The sequence below is a fragment of the Methanobrevibacter sp. genome, assembly GCF_017432245.1.
Lineage (GTDB): Archaea > Methanobacteriota > Methanobacteria > Methanobacteriales > Methanobacteriaceae > Methanobrevibacter.
In genome coordinates this window covers 1-24,733 of sequence record NZ_JAFRJO010000058.1, presented here as the reverse complement: position 1 = coordinate 24,733, position 24,733 = coordinate 1, and the positions used below count along the sequence as shown (strand labels likewise).

Genomic DNA, 24,733 nt, shown 5'->3' with positions numbered 1-24,733 from the left:
TTTTTATTATTTTCACTGCTTTTATTATCATTTTTATCTTTTAAATTAGGGCTTTTTTCACTCTCACAATTGCTGATTTTTAAGTTATTTGATATTTTTCTTACACATCTATTTTAATAAGTAAAATGAACAAATATAATTATGCTTTTAAACACTTACTTAAGATTTAATGATTGCTGGTGTTGCAATGAAAGAAAGATTGGACAAATATTTGGTAAGCAATGGATTTGCAAATACAAGAACCAAGTCAAAGGAATTGATTAAATCCAATAATGTAAAGGTAAATGACAAGATAGTTACAAAAGCAAGCTACATGGTCAAAGATCATGATAAAATTGAAATAATAGATAGCAGTTCTCTTAAATATGTATCCCGAGCAGGATTAAAGCTTGAAGGAGCTATTGAATCCTTCAATTTGGACTTAAACAATAGGAGCATTATGGATATTGGATCTTCAACTGGGGGATTTACTGACTGCTCTTTAAGGAATGGCGCTAAAAGGGTTGTTGCCATTGATGTAGGAACTGACTTGATGGCAGATTCCCTCAGAAATGATGAAAGAGTGGAATTGCATGAACAGTTGAATTTCAAGAATGCCCCAAGTAACTTATTTGAGGGCATAGATATGATAGTCTCTGATGTATCATTCATCTCCTTAAAGCATATCATTGATAGAATAGCTATTGAAGATGAGGATTTTGAATTGGTTTTTCTTATTAAGCCCCAATTTGAATGTGGAAAGGAATTGGCTAGTAAATTCAAGGGAATAATCAGTGATAGGGAAGTTCATAAGGATGTGATTCTTGACATAATCTCCTATTTCAAGAGTCATGATTACAATATCATCAATTTGGATCTTTCTAAAATTCAAGGAAAAAGCGGCAATATGGAGTATTTGGGACATTTCAAAAGAAATGTGGAATCACTTGAAATTGATGTTGACAGAATTCTCGATAAGGCATTTCCTGAAATTTGATATTCTCTTTTTTAAATTTTTATTTTTTAATTTTTACATTTTTTAATTATTTTTAACTTTTCCAACCTTAAAAGTATTATTTTTTTAAATTTAGATTTTTAGAAAGTATTATTTTTCTTAATTTTCATTGCTTAAAAATGCTCTTTCTGTAATTTAATATTATTTTTTTATTAATAAGTAATATTTCTTATAGAAATATTTATATAATTTATAAGCGAAATAATAATTTAGGTTTACCTAATTCTTATTTAAACTATGATTATGGCTAATTTTTTTATATAATACATTATTAAATAAGTAAATTATAAAAAGGATAAATAATTAGCTTGAATTGAAATATAAGGTTAAAATAAGAGTTTTAGGAATATAATTAATATTTTTATTCAGTCATTGAGAAGGTAAAATGGGGAACGACACTAATTCTAAGTTTAATTCAGATGAGGAAAAATCAACCGATAAAGAAAGTTCATACTACAAGAATGTTCTATTGATTGGAAGTCCTAATGTAGGGAAGAGTTTAACATTCAATAAATTGACTGGTATGACTGCAATGGTTTCCAATTATCCTGGTACTACTGTAGATATCGATGAAGGTAATTTCACCTATGAAAACAAGACAGTCCATATTACAGACCCTCCAGGACTTTATGATCTTAATACAATCACAGAAGAGGAAAGAGTAGCTAAATTATTAGTATTGGATGGGCAGTTTGACCTGATGGTTCATGTAGTTGACGCTAAAAACATTGAAAAGTCAATTGACCTTACATTGCAGTTGATTGATGCGGGAAAAGATGTTATCTTAGTCTTAAACATGATGGATGAGCTTGAAAAGATTGGAGCAAGTATTGATGCTGAAAGCTTGTCCCATGACCTCGGAATCCCTATTGTTTTGGCTGCAGCTGCAGAAAACAGGGGATTGGATGAATTGAAGCATGCAATTGTAAACTATGATTCAATTGAAAACCAGTTACTAAGTGAATCAAAAACATTGTTGGATGTAGATTATGGAAGGGCTATTGAAATAGCTATTTCTGAGATAAAAAACAATATTAATGAAACTTATCCTGTTTCTAAAAGATATTTGGCTGTTTCTCTTCTTGAAGGTGATGAAGACAGTGAAAACCTTGTAAAAGAAAAGGAGGATTATGCTGTCTTATCAAAGGTTATTGATGCTCAAAAAGCCAAATTTGATCAGCCAGTCAAGTATTTGACTAAGCTTAGGCTTGCTGATTATGCTAAACACATCAAATCAAATTACACAACAATAGATAGTATAAATGTTCAAGACAAGGATAGTTTAGGTGAAAAGTTAAGCAGAATAATGATTCACCCAATATATGGACTAATCATACTTGCCTGTGTACTCTACTTTGGTCTTTATCTGATAGTTGGAGTGCTTGGAGCAGGTATTCTTGTAGACTTCTTGGAAAACACAATCTTTGGTCAGTACATTAACCCTGCAGTAACTGCAGTGGTTGTTCAATACATTCCATGGGTACCGATCCAAAATCTTTTTGTTGGTGAATACGGTATTGTCACCCTTGGTTTAACCTATGGTTTCGGTATCATCCTGCCAATTGTATCTCTATTCTTTATAGTATTTTCAATACTTGAAGACAGCGGGTACCTTCCAAGACTTGCTTTGCTAGTTGATAATGGATTTAAAAAGATAGGTTTGAGCGGTAGAAGTGTAATTCCATTTGTGCTTGCAGTTGGCTGTGGAAGTATGGCAACAATGGTTACAAGAACATTGGAAACAAGAAGGGAGCGTAATATTGCTACAATGCTTATGGCACTTACAATTCCTTGTTCTGCTCAATTGGGAGTTATTATGGCTCTTTTATCCCAACGTCCAAAATCCATCTGGATTTGGCTTGCTGTAATTGTATTCAACTTTGTTGTAATAGGTTTCCTTGCAAAAAGATTCGTTCCAGGGGCACAGCCAAGCTTCTTTATGGAATTGCCTCCTTTAAGATGGCCTAAATTGTCTCATATCATTAAAAAGACTTGGACACGTCTTGTAATGTATATCAAGGAATTGATTCCAATTTTCATATTGATCAGTGTTATCATTTGGGCCCTTGACTTATGTGGTATTTTCCAATGGATTATTGCTTGCATCAGTCCTGTAGTAAATGCAATTGGTCTTCCAACATCAACAAGCTCTTCATTTGTACTTGGATTCTTTAGAAGAGACTTTGGTGCAGCAGGACTTATGACAATTCAAAATCAATTGACAGGAGTTCAATTGCTTGTTGCATCTGTCACATTGACTTTATTCTTGCCTTGTGTGGCTCAATTGATGATTATGATAAAGGAAAGAGGAGTGAAATTAGCTGGTTTGATTGCTGTAATGAGCATAGTACTTGCATTTACAATGGGTTTTATAGTAAACCTAATTTTAACTAGTTTACATGTGGTTTTATAATTTTTAAGGATTTAATCGTTTAATATTGATGGGGTTTTGAAATGGATGAAAATAAGATAAAAGACCAAATAATCAAATGTGAATTCTGCGGTTTCACATTTCAAAAGTGTGATGGAATTAGTTGTGATTCATGCCCTATTAATTGCAAAACAGTAAAATGTCCAAATTGCGGATATGAGATTCTGCCAGAGTCTAAATCATATAAGTTTATGGAAGACAGTTTTAGAAAGATTAAGAGCATGATTAAATAGTTTCTAATAATTTTAGTGTTTAAAAGATTAAAAGCATGATTTAAATAGTTTCTAACAATTTTGGTGTTAAAAATGGAAAAAAGGGAAATAGAACATTATTTGCGTGATATTTGGGTTAGAGAATTTGAAAAGGAAGAGAAATTGGTCATTGATGAATTTGATAGTGATGATATTGAATTATTGGCTAAAAAGGAATATGTTAAAATCGATGATGGCTTTGTTAACTTGACTGAAGAAGGGGAACGTTTGGGAAGGTCATTGGTTAGAAAACATAGGATTGCAGAAAAGGTTGTAGCAGACTTGTTTTTAGCTGATATGGATGAAATGGAGGAATTGGCTGACCAGATTGAGCATGTAATGAGTGAAGAGGTTGAAGACAATATCTGCAGAATATTGGGAAACCCTGAAAATTGTCCTCACAACAATCCAATCCCAAAAGGAGAGGAGGATAAGGATTTAGGAAACGAATATTCAGTGCCTTTAGTATCATGTCACAGTGGAGAATCAGGTGAAGTTTCCCATATCAAAACAGAAGATGCTCGTAAATTGAGAAAAATCATGAATTTAGGACTTATTCCAGGTTCTAAAATCTGTTTAATCCAAAAATTCCCTAATTATGTGTTCCAATTGGGAAACACTCAACTTGCTGTTGACAAGGAATTGGCTAACGAAATATTTATAAAATTAGATGAATAATTTATAATTATCAAAAATATGGTACTTATGGTGAAAATATGTTAGAGATTATTCCTGTTTTAGATTTAATGAATTCTGTTGCTGTATCCGGTAAAAGCGGTAATAGAGACACTTACACTCCTTTACAAACCATTTATGCATCTTCATCTGATCCTGTGGAAATAGCCAACTCATTAAAAAGGGCTAATGCAAAAGAGATGTATATAGCTGATTTGGACCTTATTGAAAGAAATGGAAATCATAATATCTATAAGATTAAGGAAGTCAATACCATTTTGCCTGTTATTGTGGATGTAGGTGTAGACAATTTAGAGACATTTGAGTTCATGCTTGATTTCGCTTATAAAATCATTGTAGCCACTGAAACCTTAGAATCAATTGAAGAGCTTGAAAAGATCTTTGATAAGTATCCAAAGGAAAGAATCATTGTAAGTGTGGATGTAAAGAACAATGAATTGTACACTAAGAATATGGATTTGAATTTGGAAGGGTTCAAGGAAGTTTTAAGAAGAATTGATCCAAATGAAATAATCTTGCTTGATATCTCTTCAGTTGGAACAGAAGCTGGATTCAACAAGGAACTACTTGACAAGTTTGATGAATTCAAGGACAAAATAATCTTAGGCGGTGGAATCACTAAAGATGAGATTCCTTTAATCAATGAAATGGGAATCAAAAAGGCTTTGGTTGGAACTGCTTTGCATAAAGGGGAAATAAATATTAACAATTTCTGATTCTTTTTTTAATCTTTAATTTTTAGCTATTTTTTCTGCTTAAATTTAAATATTAAATGAAATAAATTATTATATAATTGTAAAAAATGATTATTGTGATATAATGGCAAATGGATTTATTATTATATTTTCTCATATCTTACCTTTAATAATAGGATTTTTCAGCATTTTATTAATCATTAATGGAATAATGGATGAACAAAAGCACATTACTGCTTTAGGGATAGGTCTTTTCCTACTAGCAGCTATAGGTCCATTCTTTGTTTTACGTTTATTCCTATAGTTAAATTCTAATTTACCTTTTTTTATTTTCTATTTTTTTATTACTTTTTCTCTTATTTTCTTACTTTTTTTAATAACATATCATAATATCATGATATGAAAACATTTAAATATATTGATGTGACAAAATATTATTATAAAAAGGTGTTCCAAATGCAAAATCAAAATTCACAAAATAAAGAAAGTAATCAAAAAGATGATGTGTGTGAAATATATCATCCTCATGAAGATTCAATAGAAAGAGCAAAAAAGCATGTTTTAGATGATGATGAGTATTCTGACCTTTCAGAGTTCTTTAAGATTTTTGGAAATCCAACAAGGCTTAAGATAATTTCTCTTTTGAGCTATGAAGATTTATGTGTATGCGATATCTGTGAAGCATTGGGATTGAATCAAAATGCAGTTTCCAATCAATTAAGGATATTGAGAGCACATAATATTGTTAAATTCGAGAAAGAAGGAAAGCAAGCAAGATATTCATTAACTGACCTTCATGTTGAAATGATTTACAAGATGGGTTTGGAACACTTGAATGAATAATTCAAGCTTTTGGTTATTCTTAAATGTTAGAAATTTATGAAAGATATAATTTTAATTATTATTTAATTATTAAGGTGTCAATATGGTAGAAAACAGATGTTATGATCCAGATTGTAATGAAGAGGAATGTTTCAATCCTGCCCATTACAATTATATTTGTTTTGATCCTGACTGCAAAGATGAAAAATGTTTGAATGAAGAGCATTATAAAAAGCAGTTATTAAAGGATTTTCAAGAAAGCACTGATTTAAGTGTTTTTGATCATAGAGAAGAGATAGATTACAGTGAAGATGTTGATGTAAGTCTTTGTGCATGCCCAGATTGTGCAGATGACCCAGATTACGACCATGATCATGATCATGATCACGACCACGGACATGACCACGGTCACAGTCATGACCATCATGACCATCATGAGCATGATCATGGACATGACCACGGTCACAGTCATGACCATCATGACCATCATGACCATGAGCACAGTCATGAGGAGGAGCATCATCATGAGCATGATCACGACCATGAACATGAGCATGATCATGGACATGACCACGGTCACGAGCATGAACATGAACATAGTCACGACCATGAGCATGATCATGGACATGACCATCACCATGATCACGACCACGATCATGGAGATAGCTGTGGCTGTGATGATGATTTAGATGATTTTTCACTTTGCGCTTGTCCTGATTGTGCAGATGATGATCACGACCATGACCACGGACATAGCCATGGACATGACCACAGCCATGGGGATGGAGAACTTCTTGCAGAAGGAAAACCGCTCATTTACAACAGACCTATTCAAATCATGGTTTCAAGCGGTATCCTATTCATTGCAGGCCATATTCTTGAATACATGTCCTTCAGCCCTACAATTGTAACCCTCATTTATATGTTTGGTGCTCTTATAGCAGGTTATGAAATCGCTGTCCTTGCATACAACTCACTTGTCAAACGTCATACAGTCGGTCCTGCACTTCTTGTAGTAATCGCTTGTATCGCTTCATTCATCATCGGTCACGGTGAAGAAGGTGCAGCTGTAACTTTGCTTTACTACATAGCTGAGTTCCTGGAAGACCTTGCTGAATTCAGAGCAAAACGTTCCATCAAGTCATTGGTTGAATTAGCTCCTGAAACCGCAAGAGTTAAAGTTGAAGGTGGAGAAGAAGTTCGTAATGTCGATGATGTTAAAATTGGTGAAATCGTAGTTATCAGACCTGGAGACAAAGTTCCTTTAGATGGAAATATCGTTTCAGGTATCTCTTCAATCAATCAGGCATCCATTACTGGTGAAAGCCTTCCTGTAACCAAGACTGTTGGAGATGAAGTCTTTTCAGGTACCGTTAATGAAGACGGTTATTTGGAAATGGTTGTAACAAAAGAAGCTAAGGACTCAGTTATTTCCAAAATCGTAACACTTGTTAAAAGGTCTCAATTGAACAGATCAAACACTGAAACTTTGGTAGAGCGTATTTCCAAGTATTACACTCCATTGATGATTGTAATTGCCGCTTGTGTAGCATTCGTACCTCCATTGCTCTTTGGCCAAAACCTTGTTGACTGGGTTTACAAGGCACTTTCAATCATGGTAATTTCATGTCCTTGTGCATTCTTGATTTCCACTCCAATAGGTATGGTATCTGCAATCACTTCCGCTACCAAAAAAGGTGTGCTCATTAAGGGAAGTACCTATGTAGAGGAAATGCGTAATGTTAAAGCGGTAATCTTCGATAAAACAGGTACTTTAACTGAAGGAAAACTTGAATTGAGTGACATCAATGTATTGAATGATAATTATACCGAAGAGGAAATTGTCAGAATTGCTGCTTCATTGGAAAACAACTCATCTCACCCTATAGCAAATGCAATTGTTAATTATGCTACATCTAATGATATTGAGTTTGAGGAAATTGAAGACTTTAAGAATGTTCCTGGTAAAGGCATTATCGCTAATGTTGAAGGAAAACAATTCTATGCTGCAAATGAGTCTTTAATTGAAGGCAGTGAGTTTAACATTTCCCAAGAGGAAATCAACCAGTTCTCTGCAGAAGGTAAGACAGTCGTCTTCATTGGTGATGAGGAAGGAGTTATTGCAAGCTTAACTGTTGTTGATAAGATTCGTGAAAATGCTCCTGATGTAATCAAGGACCTTAAGGACCAAGGTGTAAAAACAATAATGTTAACTGGTGACAATAAGATCGCTGCAAATAAGGTGGCTGATGAAATAGGTCTTGATTATGTTTACTCCAATCTTTTGCCTGAAGATAAGCTAAATATTCTCGATACCATTAGAAACAAGTTTGGTGATGTGGCTATGGTTGGTGACGGTATCAACGATGCGCCAGCATTGGCACGTGCAAACATCGGTATTGCAATGGGTGCGGCAGGTTCAGATGTAGCTATTGAAACCGCTGATGTTGCTCTAATGCAAGATGATATCAGTAAGTTGCCTTACCTATTCAGTTTAAGCCAAAAGACAATGAATATTATTAAACAAAATATTTCACTATCCATTTTCGTAAAGGCTCTCTTTGTAATCCTTGCAATATTAGGTTTAATTACATTGATGATGTCTGTAGGTATAGGTGACTTGGGTTTAACTTTAGTAGTTATATTAAATTCATTTAGAATTGCTAGAGTTAAAGATCCTTTATTTTAGAAAAAAATTTTCAATTGGTCATTATGACCAATTTTCTACTTTTTTTTATAATTTATTATTTTTTTAGTTCATTTTTTTTTAGCAATGTTTTTTTTTAATCAATGAGATTATCTATTTTACCAAAAAGTTCATGATAACTTTCAAAAAGATTCTTGAATTCTGTATCATTTTTAGACATTATAGCTATTTTAATCTGTTTATCATTTTTAGTGAATTCCACTTGGTCAGATTCATTGCACTCAAATGTATCAATAATCAATGATTTGATTTCATTATACTTTTCTTCAGTTAGATTGTACATTCTGCTATGATTTAATATGTTCATTGCATGAATAAGCCCATTTTCTTCATTATCAAGGCAGGAAGAGAGTCTGATTTTAGTATTCATATAATAAGGAGCTTCTAATTTGTCTCGACGAAGCACAATTGAAATTCTTGATATCACATGATCATCATTGACGTTTTCATTTAGGAATTTAATCAATTGGAACTGTTTTATATTTGCATTATTATTCATGAAAGTCATGGTAATATATTATTTTTAAAAATATTTAAGTTTAGTGCAGTTTAAGAATAAATTTTTTATTTTTTTAATTAGTTATTTTTTTAATTATTTTATTTTCATATTACTTAGAATATAAACATTTATTTATGTATTTAACAAATATTAAAGTTATGAAAAGAATTTTTAAATTTGTTGAAAAATATTTTTTTATAATCATTCTTATTGCAGTTATAATTGCCATAATCATTCCAAACTCATTTAATTGGGTTATGGAAGAGTTTATGGGAATAAATGTTATTAATGTTCTTTTAGGTGTAATTCTCTTTGGAATGGGTACAACATTAAAAATAGAACACTTTGTAAATGTTTTCAAAAGGCCTAAAGAGATCTTATTGGGGGTAAGTGCCCAATATCTATTAATGCCATTGATAGCATTTGCAATTGCAAGTTTGTTTTCATTAAATGAGGCATTGACTGTAGGGCTTGTTCTTGTTGGAACAGTTCCTGGGGGAACTGCATCTGATGTAATTACCTTTTTAGCAAAAGGTGATGTGGCTCTTTCAGTATCACTTACTGCAGTTTCCACAGTTATTTCACCTATCTTAACTCCAATAATCACATTGCTTTTAATTGGAAATACAATAGCATTCAATCCAGTTGATATGTTCATTTCAATTGTGCAGATTGTTATCATTCCAATAGCTTTAGGTTTGTTCCTCAACTATAAATTCCCAGACTTTTGTGAGAAATTGAAAGATTTCTTGCCTACATTGTCTTCTATAGTGATTGCAATAATCGTTGCAGGTGTCATCGGAGTAAACAAGGAAGCAATCATCAGTTCATCTCTTGTAGTGATTGCAGTTATTGTCTTGCAATATTTCATAGCGATGCTTTTAGGGTTTGCTGTTGGATACTTGTCTGGAATGAAAAGAAAGCAGATGATTACCATTGCTATAGAACTTGCTTTCCAGAACTCTGGATTGTCTACAAGTCTTGCAAAAACACATTTTCCAGCTTTGACATTAGCAACAGTTCCTGGAGCATTATATTCCGTATGGCAAAACTTTGCAGGGTCAATTCTTGCATATGTGTTTACCAAATATTATAATGATGAAGAGTAATTTTTTAAAGCATCTTTCTCTTCAAATTTCTTTTTTTTATTAGGATTTTAATTTTTAAGCAAAATATAAATATAATCTTTTTTAAATATATTTACATTATAGATATAAAGGAGAAACCATGAGCATTAAAATGAAACTAAAAAGGAAAGCGGATGTTTATAAGATTGCAAGTATTAATTCTGCAGTTTATCGTGCTTATGATAAGAAAGTAGATAAGAATTTAATCTATATGGAATCTAGAGATGGGAACGATTTCACAGGTAATATTCTTAAGATTGCTGAAGAGATTTCCTCAGGTAAGTATGGAAACTTTAAAATCCATGTATTTGCAAAAAAAGAAGTTCACTCAAAAATTAGACAATTGGAAAAAAACTATAATTTTAAAATTGATAAGATCATTTCAAAGGAATCTCTTGCAACCGTAACTTTAGAAAAAGCAAAATATATTTTCACTGATACAGGCATTAGGCCTAAATACATCAAAAAACCTGAACAAATACTTGTTAACACATGGCATGGAACACCATTGAAGGTTATGGGTAGGGATAACATGCCTGAAGAGCATAGGACTGGAACTATCCAACACACATTTCTTTCAGCTGATTACTTAATTTATCCTAATGACTATATGATGGACAAAATGCTCAATGCTTATATGGTTGAAAAGATACTTCCTGGAAAGATTCTTTTGGAAGGCTATCCTAGAAACAGTGTATTTTTCGATGAGGATTCAAAAGAGAAGTTCAAATCCAAATTTAACTTTGAAGATAAGGAAGTATTTGTCTATATGCCAACTTATAGGGGAACATTGCATAAAAGAAAAGATGCTCAACAAAGCAATCAAATCAATGATTATCTATTGGAATTAGATTCCAAACTAACCGATGACCAAGTTTTATTGGTTAAGTTGCATGTTTTCAATCATTCTCAAATTGATTTTTCAAAATTCAAGCATGTTAAACCATTTATAAACGGTTATGAAACATATGATGTGCTTAATATGGCGGATGTTTTAATAACCGATTATTCCAGCGTATTCTTTGATTTTGCAAATTCCAAAAGAAAGATTATTATTTTCAATTATGATGAAGATGAATACTTGGCTGATCGTGAAATTTATTTCCCAATTTCAGATTTGCCTTTCCCAAAGGTTCAAAATATTGATGACTTGGTCAAGGAATTGAATTCACCTAAAGATTATGATGACAGTGAATTTGTAGAAAAATTCTGTACATATGACAGGCCAGATGCAGCAAAATATATTTGTCAGCATATATTTAAAGGAGAAAAGGTCTGCAAAGAAATAAGTGTTGAAAACAATGGCAAACCTAATATATTGATTTTTGCAGGGTCTCTCTTAAATAATGGAATCACTTCCTCACTTTTGAATCTGCTATCTAAAATTGATAGGGACAAATACAATATCTTTTTCTCATTCAGGCAATGGGATGACAATATTGTCGCTAACCATGCAGAAATTTTTGAAAGAATCCCTGATGATATTGAGTATATTTCATTACGTTCTGCAATAAACCCTACAATTCGTGAGCAACATGCATTTGATAATTTCCTAAAGAATGGGCATGACCCTAAAGGCACAAAATATCCAAAAATGATTGACAACATGTTCAAACGGGAAATTAAACGTTATTTCTATGGGGTCAATTTTGATAAGATCATTCATTTTGATGGTTATGGAAGCATTGAAATGCTTTTATTTAAAAATTTTGAAGAGCCTAATGCTTTATGGGTTCATAATGATATGGTTCAGGAAATTGAATATAAGCAAAATCAATACATTAACGTATTGAGGGAAGTTTATGCTAAATATGATAATGTGGTTGTTGTTTCAGATGATTTAATAGAACCTACAAGTCAACTCAGTGGCAGAAAGGATAACATTAAAGTTGTCCATAATGTTTGTGATTATGATGAAATCAAATCTAAAGGTGAAGATGAGATTGAGTTATATAAGGATACAACCATTCTTACAACTAGCATTTATGGTATAAAAGGTGTTTTAGACCGTCCAGGCAAAAAGTTCATATCCATTGGTAGATTTTCTCCAGAAAAAGGACATGAGCGATTATTGAATGCATTTGACAGTTATTGTGAAGATTATCCTGATACTCAACTTATAATCATTGGAGGATATGGTAAGCATTATGAGCCAACCTGTGATGTTAGAAGAAATCTAAAGCATTGGGAAAATGTCACTCTTATTAAGTGGATTCCAAATCCAATGCCAATTATAAAGCAGTGTGATCTATTCATTTTACCATCACATTACGAAGGATGGGGTTTGGTGATTATGGAAGCAGACATTTTCAAGCTTCCTGTTGTTGCAACTGATGTTGTTGGTGTACAATGGTTAAAGGATGTTAACGGAAATGTTTATGAGGATTCTGAAGAAGGAATCTTACAAGGATTATATGATTTCCATGACAATAAACTAAGTTTATTGGATGTTGATTATGAAGAATATAATAAACATGCTGTTGACGAATTTTATGAAATTTTAGATGGGGATTAAGTTAATTACTTAATTATTCTCCTATTTTTTTATTTTTAATCATTTTAATTTATTTTATCTATTTTTTATTTATTTTATCTATTTTTATTATTTTATCTATTTTTTAATCTTTTTTTAATCTAATTTTGAAGCTTAATTTCTTTTTCTTCCTTGATTAATTTTAACAAAGAAACAAATCCAATGATTGCAGTAATCACTTGGGTAAGGCAGGAGACAATATCATAAATTCCTATAAAGTAAACTGCATAAATCAAAACATTTACAATAAATGCAATTTTAATCCATTTTATGGTCTTTAAATAGTAATTGCAAATGGTTAGCTGTATGATTCCAATCATAGGAAGAAGTCCTATCAAGCCCATTGTATTGATTATTGGACAAATGATAAGGGTTATAATAATAAACAGTATGGCTAATTTGGAGCTTAACCTTTCATTCATTACCAAATAATTCCTCGCTGCTGCAATGAGCATTGTAAGTATTCCAGTCCATGAGAGGAAGAATACAGAAGAAACAGTAAGTATAAGGGCTTCAATAACTTGATATTTGTATGCCTCTCTTTTATCATTGACTATGCAACTTATAATAAGTGCAATTGATGCAAAAAAAGATATCATGTTTCCAATGATGATATTGATGGGCAAGCTTAAAATATCCATTTTATTACCTATTCATTGTATTAGTTTATAAAATTTGTTTTTATTTATATTATTTCATTTTATATTAATTTAATTTCTTTTTTATACTAATTAATTCTTTCACTAACTTTATATATTTTTAAAAAGAAAATAAATTTAAATTAAAGATTTTATATTTTTTTCCTGTTTATAAACAAATAATGATTGATTGCCATGACACTTGTTTTAATTGGGCCAGCATGTGAAGATTTAATAATCATTGGAGATAATGAAAGCTCTAAAATAGGTGGAGCCAGTTTTTTCCAAAGTTTTGTCTATGAAGAGTTTTACAATGATTATTTAGTGATATTGAATGCTTCAAATATGGACTTAATCGATGAATTTCCAGATAAATCAAAAGTAAAGCTAATTTTAAAGGATGAAACTCATCATTTCATTAATGAATATCCTGATAAGGATGATCTTGATATAAGAAAGCAATCAACCAATTTTGCTGATATACCCATACTTGCTGATGAGATAAAAAATATTTTTGATGAGTGTAAAATTGATGATGGTGATATTGATGCATTTGTCTTGACACCACTTAATAGCAATGACTTTCCAATTGCAACTTTGAAATTTCTGAAATCTTTTGAAGTTCCAATCTATATTTCACTTCAAGGTTTTTTAAGATTCAAGAATGAAAATAATTCGATGGTATTGAAACTATCCGATGACCTAAATTATATTTTTGATATTAGTGATACAATTTTCATGGATGAAGGGGAATTTGATATAATAAAATGTGAAAAATTTGAAGGTTTAACATTAGTTATCACAAATGGAAGTAAAGGTTCAAGAATTATTGATGATAATGACACAACTATTAAAATAAATGCAGTTAAATGTAATAATATTGTAGATGCTACTGGATGTGGCGATACTTATATGGCTGCATATATATCAGCAAGGTTAAAAAACAAAACTTTTAAAAATTCTGCAGATTTTGCATCAATGATCGCAAGTAAAAAATTGGAAAATTTTGGACCTTATAGAAAATCATAAAAAATTAAAAAAATAGTTATAGGATTTTTTTTATAAATATTGAATTTTTAAAAATAGGAAAAATATAAAATTTTTATAAAATTATAAAATAGGAAAATGGAATAAAATTATAAAAATTATAAATATAGAAAAAAATAATATTATAAAAAATGGAAAATAGAAAAAAAGAAAAAATTACTTCCTATTTAAAAAGTATAATGTATGTTGTGCAATTTATACAAACATACGGAACTGCTTGAAGGGAATGCATAAATCATATGGTCAAGCTCTTCAAGGCTTATTTTTTGATTGATGATGAAAGTAAACATATTTGCTACATTTTCAGCATCTGCTGCTATGATTTCTGCACCAACTATTTGAAGATTTTCATCCACTATAACCTTAACTTCTGCAGTCCTATCGTTTTTAAGCTCAAGGGAATATGACTTTCCATATTGGATTCTATGAACTTCATATTCATCCATTTCCTCAGCTACAAATGCTGGAACACCCACTGTTGCGATTCTAGGAATTGTATATGCAACTGCAGGAACAACTGGATATACTATTTTTTCAGGATTCTCTTCCAATAACGCTTTTCCAAGGTATTTGGATTGGTGAATTGCAACGGTTACAAGCTTTGCGATTCCACTGTCTGCAACATCTCCGCAGGCATAGATGTTTGGCACATCAGTTTGGAGGTATTCATTTACTTTAATTCCATTTTTAGTGTATGTCAAGCCGACATTTTCAAGGCCAATTTCCTCTACATTAGCCTCTCTGCCCATAGCTGAAATTACATAATCTCCAGTTAAGTTTAGTCCACTTTCACAGTTTACTGTAAATGCATTTTCATAAGCTTTATTGTCTATTTTAGCATCAGGATCCCTTAATTTTTCATCGGTATTCAATGCATTTTCAAGATTAAGGACTCTTTCTTCCGGATTATCAATCTTTACATTTTCATCTTTAATGATTTCAGTTACAGTTTCATTGAAATGGAATCTGATGTTCTTTTCTTTAAGTATTTCAATTACATTTTGAACATATGGTTGGTGGAAATATTTTAAAGCCATGTCTCCTCTAATAATAACATCAGCTTCCAATCCCGCTTCTGCAAGTATTGAAGCGAATTCCATACCCACAAATCCAGCACCTATGATTATTGCATGCTTTGGAAGTTCTTCAATGTCTAAAAAGTCTGTGCTGTCATGCAAGTATTCCTTTCCAGGAATATTAGGGATAACTGGTTTCAAGCCAGTGCAAATTACTATTTTTTCTGTAGTGAACTGTTTGTCTCCTACTTGAACGGTATGCTCATCAATGATAATCCCTTTTCCATGAGCAACATCAAGGTCATATTCCTTAAATTTTCCATCTAGGAAAGGGGCCATATTTGCAATGCGTTTACGTTTCAAGTCCATTAATGCTGTCCAATCAACATCGAAGTCCCCGGATTTTCCACAGCCTTCGAAGTTATCGGCCAATGCTTTAATTTCGTATGGAGCATCAAGGATGGCCTTTGAGTTGCAACCTCTATTTGCACAGGTTCCTCCATAAAGGCTTTCTTCAACGATTAATATTTTAAGGCCTGCTCTTCTTAAGAAACGGCCTCCTTGCCAAGCTGCATTTCCACTTCCGATATATATTACATCATAATCCATAAAATGTCCCCAGTAATAATTAAATGTCAATATTCATTTTAATGTAAATCTTTATTTTTCTTTATCATTTTATTTAATATTTAATCATATTATTTAATTTAAATATAAATCATTATTTTATTTTTTATCATATTTATTTTTTTATTTAATTAAATTTATTTTTAAAATAGTTTTTTTTTTAAAAAAATTTTAAATAATTTGTATGATATATTAAAATACATAATATTTATTAAATTTTTAAACTAATTTTTTTCAGTTTTGGTGTATAAGATGATATCTGAAAAATTATTTACTATGAATAGATTCACAAGAAAATTCTTGCTTTGGTATTTAAAAAGAAAAGAGGGTGGAGAATGGAGATCTAAAACCATTAGGGCTCTTTTTAAGAAATATTATAAGATTGATGCAGGAATTAATTCTTATGGATGGGCTCATGATTTCATTGACGGTCCCTTAAAAATTGGCAATTATGTAAGCATTGGTAGAAACTTTAGAAGAATTTCAAAGAATCATCCTATTGATGGGGTTACAACTCATCCTTGTTCATTTAATCCAGAGTTCGGTTGGGTAAATGAAGATTGGAGAGTGGATGAGCTTTTAGAAATAGGCAATGATGTCTGGATTGGAGATAATGTAACAATTCTTCCTACTTGTCATCATATTAGTGATGGTTCCATTATTGCTGCGGGAGCAGTCTTGACAAAAGATGTAGGTTCCTTTGAAATTTGGGGAGGAGTTCCTGCAAAATTCATTAAAAACAGATTTGATGAAGATACTGCTCGAGAATTGGCAAATACAAACTGGTGGGATTTAGAAGAAAATGAATTAAAAGAATATTTGGATGTATTAAATAATCCACAAGAGTTCATAAATAAATTCAAAAAATAATCTAATAGATCATTTTTCCTTTTTTTAATGATTATAATTAAAAATAGTTAAATAGTTTTAAATAGTTAAAAATTTAAAATATTAAAAAATTATGAAAATTAGTAAAAAAAATAAATTGAGAAGAATTATAATTCTCCTCTTTCTCTTCTTTCATCAAGAAGCTTTAAACCGATTTCTCCTAATTTGTACTTTTGGATTTTACCACTGGTTGTAAGTGGGAATTCATCTACAAAGAATACATATTTAGGAACTTTATACCTTGCAATGCTTCCGATACAGAAGTCTCTGATATCTGCTTCGGTAACATCTTCAAATCCTGGCTCCTTGATAATGAATGCACCAACGATTTCACCATATTTCTCATCAGGAATACCTGCCACTTGAACGTCTTGAACACATTCATGAGTGAAGAGATACTCTTCGATTTCTCTTGGATAGATGTTTTCTCCACCACGGATAATCATGTCCTTGATCCTTCCTACAATTGAGTAGTATCCGTCTTCGTCCACAGTAGCTAAGTCTCCAGAGTGTAGCCATCCATCAGGTTCAATGGTTTCAGCGGTTTTTTCAGGCATGTTGTAGTAACCTTTCATTACATTGAAACCTCTGCACATGATTTCTCCAGTTTCTCCAGGTCCAAGTTCCTCACCGGTTTCAGGATCTACGATTTTCACTTCAATATTAGGGAATTTTCTTCCTACAGTAGTGGTCTTTTTCTCAAATGAGTCTGCTGCATTGGTTTGAGTGAAACCAGGTCCTGCTTCTGTAAGACCGTATACACTGGTAATCTCTTTCATGTTCATTTTATTGATTGCATCCTTCATGGTTTCAACAGGGCAAGTAGAACCTGCCATGATACCTGTTCTTAATGAAGACATGTCAAACATCTCAAACATTGGATGGTTCATCATACCAATGAACATTGTAGGCACTCCATAAATTGATGTGCACTTTTCCTTTTGGATTGATGATATAGCAAGAAGAGGGTCATATTCCTCAAGGACAACCATGGTTGAACCATGGGTAATCACTGCCATTACACCTAATACAGTTCCAAAACAGTGGAATAATGGCACTTGCAAGAGGAGCTTGTCCTTTTCAGTATAATTCATGTTCTCTCCAATGTAGTAACCGTCATTTAGAATATTACGGCTTGTAAGCATTACACCTTTAGGGAATCCTTCAGTACCGCTTGTATATTGCATATTGATTACATCATATTGGGTAACTGCATCCTTGATCTTTTGGTATTTTTCCTCATCATAGTTCATACCAAGGAGCAATAATTCATTGGTGTTGAACATTCCCCTGTGCTTTTCTTGGCCTACATGGATAATGTACTTTAAGTGAGGGAATTTTTCACTGTTTAAATTGCCTCTTGCGCTTGTAAGCATTTCAGGTACAAGCTCATGAATGATGTCGAAGTAGCTAGTGTCCCTAAATCCGTCAGTCATTCCAATCGCTTTCATTTCAGATTGGCCTAATACATATTCAAGCTCATGGGATTGGTATGCGGTGTTTACAGTTACAATAGCTGCACCGATTTTAGCGCATGCAAACATAAATGTTAACCATTCAGGCACGTTTTTAGCCCAAATACCTACCCGGTCTCCAGGTTCAATTCCGATTGAGAGCATTCCTTTAGCTAGATTGTCTACTCTTTCATCAAATTCTTTATAAGTAAATCTAAGATTTCTATCTGGATAAATGATAAATTCATGGTCTGGTTGCTTTTCAACCACATTTTCGAAGAATTTACCAATAGGAAGTTCAGTAAATAGTTCACTCATATTTTCACCATTTTAATAATAATTCATTCAGTTGTTATTTCTTGTTTTCTTTAATATTGCTGTTTTTAATTTGCTTTCGTATAAAGGTTAAATTACTATTGGCTTAATAAGGATTGTATAAAACAGCTAATATTTTTGCTTTGTCTCCACTGGAGTGTAAATGATGAGGTACAACTGAATCATAGAATATGCTGTCACCTGCAGCTACAGTAAACTTATCTTTACCGTATTCAACTTCAATTTCACCTTCTAATACATAAATGAACTCTTCTCCTTCGTGGGAAGATAATTTATACTCTTCTTCATATGTGATGTCAATTATGTATGGATCGATATTTCTGTCGATTTTACCTGCACCTAATGAGTGGAATTCTAAATTACTTGCATTAGTTACATCTTCTCTTCCTGAGAAGTATAATACGTTGTTTGGTTTTCCTCCTCTTACAACAACAGGTCCAAGCTGTGGAGTGTCATCAAGGAAAGTTCCTACTCTAACTCCAAGTGCCTTTGCCATTTTTGTAAGTGGAGTGAGGGAAGGGATGATTTCACCATTTTCCATAGCTTGAAGAACTTCTAATTTTACGTCACTTTTTTCTGCAAGTTCTTCAATGCTCATATTTTGTCTTTCTCTAATGCTTTTTACCTTTAAAGCAAATTCTTTGTTTTCTTTCATTTTTTCACCTTTATACATGGTTTTTTTTAAAATTTTGATATTTTTTATTTTTAATTTTATAGTTAGTTAATATAATTAGAATAATTTCATAATATTCTCTTTTAACGAGTAATTTTACATTAAATGCTTAAAAAAAGAGATTTAGAAGTAATAAATTTAATAAAAAAAGATTTTGGAGTTATTCATCATCACCAGTATCTGTAGAGCCAGAACTTGGTCTTGAATCTGAACTATGTCCTCCACCGTTTTCATTGCCGTTTGAATTAGTGTTCTGATTATTGTTTGTGTTCTGATTATGTTGATTTTCAGAATTATCAGAAGCATCATCTTCTATAGTGGAATCTGAATCAGTTTCATTATCTGTTTCATTAACTTCTACAACTTTTTTTGGCTCATAGGCTGCGTTTATAGTTGCTGGAACAAAATTATCGTTGTCCAAGGCAATCATCTTGTCAGTATCATTTATTCCTGGAAAGGATGAACTAACAAAATCTCCTGTAAATGCAGCTGCAAAATTACTCAATCCCAAGGCAAGGATTGCAATAACCAAAAATATGCAGAATTTAGCTTTGCGATCAACTTTCAAATTCTCACCTCTAGAAGTTATTATATTAAATTATAAATAATTATCATATTTTTATTAAATTAATATACATTATTAACTTTCTATATAAATAGTATTTATATATTATGGTACATCTATTATATTTGGCCTATTTTTCTTTAATATCTTTATTTTTAGGGAACATTTTTTGAAAATAATTATTTACCTTTGTTAATTCTTTCATTCATTTAGTATATTTCCTTATTTTTGACTTTAGCAATTTTTATGGGGAATATTTATATACTTGAAAAACAAATAGTATTATGTCGGAAGTCGGAAGCCGTCTTCCGATAGGAAATAAATAATTCACTTGATATCGAAATTAGTTATGATCATAGCTAATGGCAAAAACTAATTAAAAATTAATATAATCCTTAAATTTAATCTAAAATTAGTCTAAAACATCAAATTTAATTAATTAGTTTATTAATCAAACTTAATGATATGTCATTTAAAAACAACATTATTTGAAGATTATTTATTTCCTAAATTTTTAATATTAATTAATTTATGAGTAAATGATAATATGGTTATGTTAAGTACAGGAGATACTGCATGGATACTCATAGCAACTATCTTGGTATTATTGATGAGCATCCCTGGAGTAGCTTTCTTTTATAGCGGTTTAACAAAAAGGAAAAATGTATTGAATACAATGTTTTTAACATTTATTGCATTTTCCATAGCAAGCGTAATTTGGGTAGTTTATGGATATCCGTTTGCTTTTGGAGATGTAAGTATCAGTGGATTGATTGCACATCCTGCAAATTTCTTCATGTCTGGAATAGGCATAAATGATTTGACTGGTTCCATTCCAACAATATTGTTTATTGTCTTCCAATTGACCTTTGCAGGACTTACAGCAGCTCTTGTATCAGGGGCTATTGTAGGCAGGATGAAAACCTCTGCCTGGATGATATTCATCATTGCATGGGTGACCTTGGTCTATATCCCTATTGCCCATTGGGTATGGGGTGGAGGATGGCTGATGCAAATGGGCGCATTGGACTTTGCAGGAGGTACAGTTGTGCATATTAACTCAGGTGTTACAGCTTTAGCATTGGCTCTTGTCCTTGGAAAAAGGAAAAATCCTTCATTGCTACCACATAACTTAGGGTATTCTGTTTTAGGCGCAGGTCTCCTATGGTTCGGATGGATGGGATTCAACGGTGGATCCGCTCTTGCAGCTAATGGGCTTGCAGCTTCCGCTATTCTAGTTTCAAATATTGCAGCAGCAACTGCACTTATCACATGGGTATTGATTGATACAGTTAAAGTAGGAAAACCTACAATGTTAGGTGCTATTACTGGTGGTGTTGCAGGACTTGTAGCAATTACACCTGCAGCAGGGTTTGTTGATGTTCCAGCAGCAATAATTATAGGATTTGTAACTGCATTTGTATCCTACTATGCTATTTACTATTTGAAATCAAGATTCGGTTACGACGATGCATTGGATGTATTTGGTGTTCATGGTCTCTCAGGTGTATGGGGAGCAATAGCTACCGGTATTTTCGCTTCACCTGCAATCAATGGAGCAGCAGGGCTATTATTTGGAAATCCTAACCAGCTTACAATACAGATAATAAGTATTATTGTAACAGCAGTTTATGCATTTGTTGTCAGTATAATTCTTGCAAAAATACTTGATAAAACAATTGGAATCAGAGTTGATGAGAAAGAGGAGATTGGAGGACTCGATGCAAATCTACACAATGAATCAGGATACAGATTATAGGATTTTCTTAAAGTGGAGTGATATTTATGAAAAGGATAATTGCTGTTATTCGTCAGGAAAAGTTTGAAAGTGTTAAAAAAGCACTGATTGATGCCGGCTGTGAAGGAATGAATGTTTCAGAGGTTAAAGGAAGAGGAAGGCAAATGGGTATTAGGGAATCTTACAGAGGTTCCAGTTACTGTATTGATCTCATTCCTAAAACACGTTTAGAGCTTGTTGTCAATGATGAGGACTTGGAACGCATATTGGATGTCATCATTGAAAGTGCACACACTGGTGAAGTTGGAGACGGAAAGATTTTCGTTTCTGATGTAGCTGAAGTTATTAGGATTAGAACTGGTGAAAGAGGGGTTAATGCTGTTTAACCCAAGCTTTTCCGTTGCCTTCGGCAACGCAAAATCTTGACCAAAACTCTTTCCTCTAGTTTTGAGTAATATTAATTAGTTTTTTATTTTTTTCTTTTTTTACTTTTTTAATTTTCTTTTTTCTATTTTTTCATTTTTTTCTAATTTTTTGATTTTTTATATTTTTAATTTTTTTATATATTTAAATACTATTTTTAATAAATTATTATTAAGAAAATTTAAAATCATTAAATTAATTATTTCTATTAACTATTTTTAGAGGAATCATATGTCAATTGATGATAAAAACAATGAATTTGAATTGATTATTAAAACAAGTGATGGTGATGAAATACTAAAGAATTCAGACACTGTACTTGTTAAATTTGGTCCTAAAAGGAATGGAATAGTCAGTTCTTGGTTAAATGGGGGATACAATGAGGATTTATCTGCTGTTTTCAATCATCAATTGTCTCAGGAAAACATTGATAAGTATGGTGATGGAGGCATATTGGATTTCCTAAATGATCTGTCAGCTGATTTTTTCAATGATTTGGATTTAAGAAGCGATATGTTAAGTGGTCTTATAACCTCTGCAGACATGAATAGTTATTCAATAGCTTGTGAAAATTATAGGGATATTGAAGTTATTGCAATTACTACAGCAGGTGCAAGAGTAAATGCAGTTTCTGCAGGAGATCTTGCTTCATATTATGAAATCAATGCAGATTATCGTTATGATTTAAATGATGCTGAAAGTATTAATCAAAACAGTAATCAAAGCAATAATCAAAATTTTAATCAAAATCCAAATAAGCCAGGAACAATCAATACAATACTTTTAATAAATACAAGATTGGATGAAAGCTCTCTTCTATTGGCAGAAATGATTGCTGTAGAGGCAAAAGCAGTGGCTCTTAGGGATTTGATGGTGTCAAGCAATTATTCCAATGAGATAGCTACAGGCACAGGAACTGATGGAATAGCTATTTTTTCAAATATGGATAGTGAAAACTTTACAGATAATGTCAGCAAACATGCTAAAATTGGAGAACTTATAGGTAAAGTTGTCATTGATTCAATAAAGGACGCTTTGGCTAAACTGCAATGGTTGACTCCAACTTATCAATTGAATGCATTGGTTAGATTAGACAGATTCCAATACAATTTAGATGATTTTTATAATAATTATCTGCCAAATCATATCAAAATGGATGCTGAAGATGATAAAAGGGAATTCATCGTCTCTTTAATTGAAGTCTCTAAAAATCCAGAGCTCGTTTCATATGTTTCATTGATAATTCATCTTTTGGATCAGTATAAATCTGGATTATTAAGCAAAAAAACAGTTTTAAAGGCTTCCAATTCAATTTTGGAAAACCAATTGAATAAAGACGAATGGCTTTCCATGAAATTGCTTTTAGATTATATCATCAAGACTCAATTAGAATGATTTTCAAAACAAATTTTTCTTTTTCTTTTTCTATTTTTCTATCACATGTTGGATATTTTTTCAAACCTAATTTATTTAAAAGTATTACTTTTTTTAAGATTTTATAGGGTTTTTTATTACTTTTTAAACATTTATATACTCTTATTTATATAATATTTAATCAGTTGGAGGTTTTAGTATTTTAGAGGCAAGAAATATAGTTTTTGAATATCCTGATGGGACAAGGGCATTGAACAATATTAATTTTAAAGTAGATAAAGGAGAAATGGTTGCTCTTTTAGGAAGGAATGGCGCTGGAAAATCAACTCTATTTTTACATTTCAATGGTATTAATATTCCAAAATCCGGCGAAGTTTTTATTGATGGAGAGAAGTTGGAATATGATAAGGAAAGCCTTTTTAAAGCTCGTCAAAAGATAGGAATTGTATTTCAAAACCCCGATAATCAACTCTTTGCTCCAACTGTAGAAGAGGATGTTGCCTTTGGACCAATGAATTTAGGACTTCCAATTGAAGAGGTTGAACAAAGGGTTAAGGATTCTCTTGAAAAGGTAGGAATGGCAGGCTTTGAAAAGAAATCCCCTCACCATTTAAGTGGTGGACAAAAGAAGAGAGTAGCTATTGCAGGTATTTTAGCCATGAAGCCTGAACTTATGATTCTTGATGAACCTACTTCCGGTTTGGATCCGAAAGGAGCTTCTCATATTCTTAAATTATTGTATGAATTGAATAAGGAAGGAATGACTATTGTTATCTCCACTCACGATGTGGATTTGGTTCCTGTTTATTCAAGTGAGATTCATTTGATAAGTGATGGGGAAATCATTGCTGAAGGAAAACCTAATGAGGTATTTTCTGATGTGGACACAATCAGGGAAGCTGATTTGCGTCTACCAAGAATGGCGCATCTTGCTGAAATCTTGGAAAAGGAAGACAACATTGACTTTGAAGGAAATTATCCTTTAACTATTGGTCAGGCACGTAGAAAGTTCCTGGAGTTATTGGAATAATTAATTCACTGCTCAATATTATTTTAGCTATTCACTATTTTTCTATTTTTTATTATTTTAGCTATTCACTATTTTTATATTATTCTATTATTCTATTATTCTATTATTCTATTATTCTATTATTCTATTATTCTATTATTCTATTATTCTATTATTCTATTATTCTGTG

The 24,733-nt window shown here is 31.9% G+C and carries 22 protein-coding genes; 16 read left to right on the top strand and 6 right to left on the bottom strand.

Going from position 1 to position 24,733, the window contains the following annotated elements:
* Positions 1-187: 187 nt before the first annotated feature.
* From IJI80_RS05010 to IJI80_RS04975, 8 genes are all read left to right on the top strand, one after another.
* Positions 188-976, top strand: a complete 789-nt coding sequence (locus IJI80_RS05010; RefSeq protein ID WP_292788166.1) for a TlyA family RNA methyltransferase — start codon at positions 188-190, stop codon at positions 974-976.
* Between the two features lie 403 nt (positions 977-1,379).
* A complete protein-coding gene (gene feoB, locus IJI80_RS05005; protein ID WP_292788164.1) occupies positions 1,380-3,407 on the top strand; it encodes a ferrous iron transport protein B in 2,028 nt (675 codons plus the stop codon).
* A gap of 41 nt (positions 3,408-3,448) precedes the next feature.
* Positions 3,449-3,658, top strand: coding sequence for a hypothetical protein (locus tag IJI80_RS05000; protein WP_292788162.1), 210 nt, complete (start codon positions 3,449-3,451; stop codon positions 3,656-3,658).
* Positions 3,659-3,730: 72 nt separating this feature from the next.
* The gene (locus tag IJI80_RS04995) at positions 3,731-4,354 is read left to right on the top strand and encodes a metal-dependent transcriptional regulator (protein WP_292788161.1); all 624 of its coding nucleotides are present in this window, start codon (positions 3,731-3,733) and stop codon (positions 4,352-4,354) included.
* A 38-nt stretch (positions 4,355-4,392) separates the two neighbouring features.
* Positions 4,393-5,088, top strand: a complete 696-nt coding sequence (locus IJI80_RS04990) for a HisA/HisF family protein (RefSeq protein ID WP_292788160.1) — start codon at positions 4,393-4,395, stop codon at positions 5,086-5,088.
* A 103-nt stretch (positions 5,089-5,191) separates the two neighbouring features.
* The gene (locus IJI80_RS04985) at positions 5,192-5,371 is read left to right on the top strand and encodes a hypothetical protein (protein WP_292788158.1); all 180 of its coding nucleotides are present in this window, start codon (positions 5,192-5,194) and stop codon (positions 5,369-5,371) included.
* 152 nt (positions 5,372-5,523) lie between these two features.
* Positions 5,524-5,910: a metalloregulator ArsR/SmtB family transcription factor gene (locus IJI80_RS04980; RefSeq protein WP_292788157.1), complete on the top strand. Its 387-nt coding sequence runs from the start codon at positions 5,524-5,526 to the stop codon at positions 5,908-5,910.
* A gap of 82 nt (positions 5,911-5,992) precedes the next feature.
* On the top strand, positions 5,993-8,578 hold the full coding sequence (locus tag IJI80_RS04975; protein WP_292788156.1) for a cation-translocating P-type ATPase: 2,586 nt from the start codon (positions 5,993-5,995) through the stop codon (positions 8,576-8,578).
* A 94-nt stretch (positions 8,579-8,672) separates the two neighbouring features.
* On the opposite strand, the gene IJI80_RS04970 is transcribed toward IJI80_RS04975, so the two are convergent.
* Entirely contained in the window at positions 8,673-9,095 is a 423-nt protein-coding gene (locus IJI80_RS04970) for a hypothetical protein (protein ID WP_292788155.1), read from the bottom strand.
* Between the two features lie 134 nt (positions 9,096-9,229).
* On the opposite strand from IJI80_RS04970, the gene IJI80_RS04965 reads away from it, so the two are divergent.
* On the top strand, positions 9,230-10,204 hold the full coding sequence (locus IJI80_RS04965) for a bile acid:sodium symporter family protein (RefSeq protein WP_365953852.1): 975 nt from the start codon (positions 9,230-9,232) through the stop codon (positions 10,202-10,204).
* 118 nt (positions 10,205-10,322) lie between these two features.
* Positions 10,323-12,737, top strand: a complete 2,415-nt coding sequence (locus tag IJI80_RS04960) for a glycosyltransferase (RefSeq protein ID WP_292788152.1) — start codon at positions 10,323-10,325, stop codon at positions 12,735-12,737.
* A gap of 119 nt (positions 12,738-12,856) precedes the next feature.
* Here the strand turns inward: IJI80_RS04960 and IJI80_RS04955 are convergent, their stop codons facing one another.
* Positions 12,857-13,396, bottom strand: a complete 540-nt coding sequence (locus tag IJI80_RS04955; protein ID WP_292788150.1) for a YgjV family protein — start codon at positions 13,394-13,396, stop codon at positions 12,857-12,859.
* Positions 13,397-13,588: 192 nt separating this feature from the next.
* On the opposite strand from IJI80_RS04955, the gene IJI80_RS04950 reads away from it, so the two are divergent.
* On the top strand, positions 13,589-14,422 hold the full coding sequence (locus tag IJI80_RS04950; protein ID WP_292788149.1) for a PfkB family carbohydrate kinase: 834 nt from the start codon (positions 13,589-13,591) through the stop codon (positions 14,420-14,422).
* A gap of 185 nt (positions 14,423-14,607) precedes the next feature.
* Here the strand turns inward: IJI80_RS04950 and IJI80_RS04945 are convergent, their stop codons facing one another.
* A complete protein-coding gene (locus IJI80_RS04945; RefSeq protein ID WP_292788147.1) occupies positions 14,608-16,065 on the bottom strand; it encodes an NAD(P)/FAD-dependent oxidoreductase in 1,458 nt (485 codons plus the stop codon).
* 270 nt (positions 16,066-16,335) lie between these two features.
* Here IJI80_RS04945 and IJI80_RS04940 point away from each other — a divergent pair, with 270 nt between their 5' ends.
* Positions 16,336-16,953, top strand: a complete 618-nt coding sequence (locus IJI80_RS04940; RefSeq protein ID WP_292788145.1) for a CatB-related O-acetyltransferase — start codon at positions 16,336-16,338, stop codon at positions 16,951-16,953.
* 125 nt (positions 16,954-17,078) lie between these two features.
* On the opposite strand, the gene IJI80_RS04935 is transcribed toward IJI80_RS04940, so the two are convergent.
* From IJI80_RS04935 to IJI80_RS04925, 3 genes are all read right to left on the bottom strand, one after another.
* Positions 17,079-18,743, bottom strand: coding sequence for an AMP-binding protein (locus IJI80_RS04935; protein WP_292788143.1), 1,665 nt, complete (start codon positions 18,741-18,743; stop codon positions 17,079-17,081).
* A 103-nt stretch (positions 18,744-18,846) separates the two neighbouring features.
* Entirely contained in the window at positions 18,847-19,416 is a 570-nt protein-coding gene (locus tag IJI80_RS04930; RefSeq protein WP_292788141.1) for an XRE family transcriptional regulator, read from the bottom strand.
* Positions 19,417-19,594: 178 nt separating this feature from the next.
* Positions 19,595-20,002 carry a hypothetical protein gene (locus tag IJI80_RS04925; RefSeq protein WP_292788139.1) on the bottom strand — a complete coding sequence of 136 codons (408 nt, stop codon included), beginning with the start codon at positions 20,000-20,002 and terminating at the stop codon, positions 19,595-19,597.
* Positions 20,003-20,546: 544 nt separating this feature from the next.
* Between IJI80_RS04925 and IJI80_RS04920 the strand changes: the two genes are divergently transcribed.
* The 4 genes from IJI80_RS04920 (at position 20,547) to IJI80_RS04905 (ending at position 24,564) form a co-directional block, all read left to right on the top strand.
* A complete protein-coding gene (locus IJI80_RS04920; protein ID WP_292788137.1) occupies positions 20,547-21,758 on the top strand; it encodes an ammonium transporter in 1,212 nt (403 codons plus the stop codon).
* Positions 21,759-21,784: 26 nt separating this feature from the next.
* Positions 21,785-22,123 carry a P-II family nitrogen regulator gene (locus IJI80_RS04915; RefSeq protein WP_292788136.1) on the top strand — a complete coding sequence of 113 codons (339 nt, stop codon included), beginning with the start codon at positions 21,785-21,787 and terminating at the stop codon, positions 22,121-22,123.
* A 268-nt stretch (positions 22,124-22,391) separates the two neighbouring features.
* A complete protein-coding gene (locus IJI80_RS04910; protein ID WP_292788134.1) occupies positions 22,392-23,555 on the top strand; it encodes an adenosylcobinamide amidohydrolase in 1,164 nt (387 codons plus the stop codon).
* Positions 23,556-23,733: 178 nt separating this feature from the next.
* Positions 23,734-24,564, top strand: a complete 831-nt coding sequence (locus IJI80_RS04905; protein ID WP_292788194.1) for an ATP-binding cassette domain-containing protein — start codon at positions 23,734-23,736, stop codon at positions 24,562-24,564.
* Positions 24,565-24,733: the final 169 nt, after the last annotated feature.